We start from the raw sequence: 2220 nt of genomic DNA, 5'->3' as shown, positions 1-2220 counted from the left end.
TGGCCCCCGCTCCCACGCCGACAGCCCCCACGCCTCTCGCACCGCAGCCCGCCGCACCCGCTCCGACCGCCGCCGAGGCACCCCCAGCCGCCTCGGCCTCCGCCCCCGTGCGCGTGCCCGCCCAGCGTTCGTCCGGCCCCGCCACCGAGAATGCCTCGCCGGACGCCGTACTCATCCGCCGGACCATGGCCGAGGTCGGCCCCGTGGCCGACAAAGTCACCTCGTACTTCTACGCGCTGCTCTTCGTACGCCACCCCGAACTGCGGTCGCTGTTCCCGGCCGCGATGGACACCCAGCGGGACCGGTTGCTCAAGGCGCTGCTCACCGCCGCCGAGCACATCGACAACACCGAGGTCCTCGTCGCGTATCTGCAGAACCTCGGCCGCGGGCACCGCAAGTACGGCACCCGGCCCGAGCACTACCCGGCCGTCGGCGAGTGCCTCATCGGAGCGCTGAACAAATACGCCTCCGCTGTCTGGGACCCGGAGATGGAGGCGGCCTGGGTGCGGGCGTACACGACGATCTCGCAGGTCATGATCGACGCGGCCGCGGCGGACGAACTGCGCGCCCCGGCCTGGTGGCACGCGGAGGTCGTTACCCATGACCTCAGGACCCGGGACGTCGCCGTCGTCACCCTCCGCCCGGACCAGCCCTATCCCTTCCTCGCCGGGCAGTACACGAGCCTGGAGACGCCCTGGTGGCCGCGGATCTGGCGGCACTACTCCTTCGCCTCGGCGCCCCGCTCGGACGGGCTGCTGACCTTCCATGTGAAGGCCGTCCCGGCGGGCTGGGTCTCGAACGCGTTGGTGCACCGCGCCCGGCCCGGCGACGTCATCCGGCTCGGGCCGCCGGCGGGCTCGATGACCGTGGACCACACCACCGACAGTGGACTGCTCTGCGTCGGCGGCGGCACCGGCATAGCGCCGATCAAGGCACTGGTCGAGGATGTCGCCGAGCGCGGCGAGCGGCGACCGGTGGAGGTGTTCTACGGCGCCCGTACCGACCACGACCTCTATGACATCGACACGCTGCTCCGGCTCCAGCAGTCCCACCCATGGCTCGAGGTCCGGCCGATCGTCGACCAGCGGGCGCATCTCCAACTCCCGGACGCCATAAGGACGTACGGGCCGTGGAGCGGGTACGACGCCTATGTCTCGGGCCCGCCCGGGATGATCCGCAGCGGTGTCCATGCCCTGAGGGACGTCGGCATCCCGGCGGAGCGCATACGGCACGACTCGGTCGAGGAGCTGGTGGCCGCCGGGGACTGACCCGGTGCCGCGATGGCGTCAGCCCAGATCGGGAGCGTGCATCGCGAGGACCCCTTCGATGTTGCCGTCCAGATAGTGCCGTAGGGACAGGGGCACGAGGTGGACTGACGCGATGCCGACCCGGGTGAACGGCACTCTGACGATCTCGTACTCGCCGAGGGGCTCGTCCACTTCGGGGCCGTGTCGCAGCGCCGGGTCCATGGACTCCAGGTGGCAGACGAAGAAGTGCTGCACCTTCACGCCGGTCGAGGCCGCGTCCGCGCCGATGTGCTCGACGGTGTCCACGAAGCAGGGCACCACGTCGGTGATCTTGGCGCCGAGCTCCTCGTACACCTCCCGGTGCAGGGCATCGACGACGGTGGTGTCCCCGGGTTCGACCCCGCCACCGGGCGTGACCCAGTAGGGATCGACACCTGGCTTGGTGCGCTTGATGAGGATCAGGGCGTCGCCGTCGAGGAGAACGGCACGTGCGGTGCGCTTGACCACGGGTCGGACGGTCATGGGAGAAATGTGGCCCGGCTGGTTCCACGTGAAACATCGCAAGACGTCACCTTGACGACTCGGAGCGTGATGTTTCACGTGGAACCAGCGGGCTCGCTGCGGAACGGCGACAAAGTCCCTGGTCAGCCCCAGTGGGCGGCAGCCCGCTGTAGCCACTCGTGGGCTCGGGCGATGTGCGGCATCGCGAGAGTGCCGGTGCGCACCACCACGAAATATGTCCGCAGTGGCGGAACCGCGGGTTCGTGGAGCGGGACGACCTCGCCGCGCTTCAGCGCCAGGGCGCACAGATAGCGGGGCAGCACCGCGAGCCCGGCGCCCGCGGTCGCACAGGCGAGGACCGCGCGCAGGTCCGGCACGATCACGGTGCCCATCGGAGCCAGATGTTATCCGGCCCCGGTATGAACCCCGTATCAAGCTCAGTTGTCGCGCTTCTCCTTGATCTTCGCGGCCT

At 69.9% G+C, this 2220-nt stretch carries 2 protein-coding genes and 1 pseudogene; 1 reads left to right on the top strand and 2 read right to left on the bottom strand.

The window, feature by feature from the left end; translation table 11 throughout:
* A partial coding sequence (locus ACNFOC_RS53530; protein ID WP_416966189.1) for a globin domain-containing protein occupies positions 1-1268 on the top strand: 1268 nt, incomplete at its 5' end.
* 18 nt (positions 1269-1286) lie between these two features.
* On the opposite strand, the gene ACNFOC_RS53525 is transcribed toward ACNFOC_RS53530, so the two are convergent.
* Both ACNFOC_RS53525 and ACNFOC_RS53520 read right to left on the bottom strand, forming a co-directional pair.
* Positions 1287-1769 carry an NUDIX domain-containing protein gene (locus ACNFOC_RS53525; RefSeq protein ID WP_406124504.1) on the bottom strand — a complete coding sequence of 161 codons (483 nt, stop codon included), beginning with the start codon at positions 1767-1769 and terminating at the stop codon, positions 1287-1289.
* Between the two features lie 122 nt (positions 1770-1891).
* Positions 1892-2146 (bottom strand): annotated as a pseudogene (locus ACNFOC_RS53520) (LysR substrate-binding domain-containing protein); the annotation flags it as partial.
* Positions 2147-2220: the final 74 nt, after the last annotated feature.

Source organism: Streptomyces colwelliae (assembly GCF_048158785.1).
GTDB lineage: Bacteria > Actinomycetota > Actinomycetes > Streptomycetales > Streptomycetaceae > Streptomyces.
Note: the sequence above shows the minus strand (reverse complement) of the source record. Positions and strands in the feature narration are given on the sequence as shown.

Coding starts and splice junctions, on each gene's coding strand:
- ACNFOC_RS53525 (WP_406124504.1), bottom strand. CDS start 1,769: ATGACCGTCCGACCCGTGGTCAAGCGCACCGCACGTGCCGTTCTCCTC.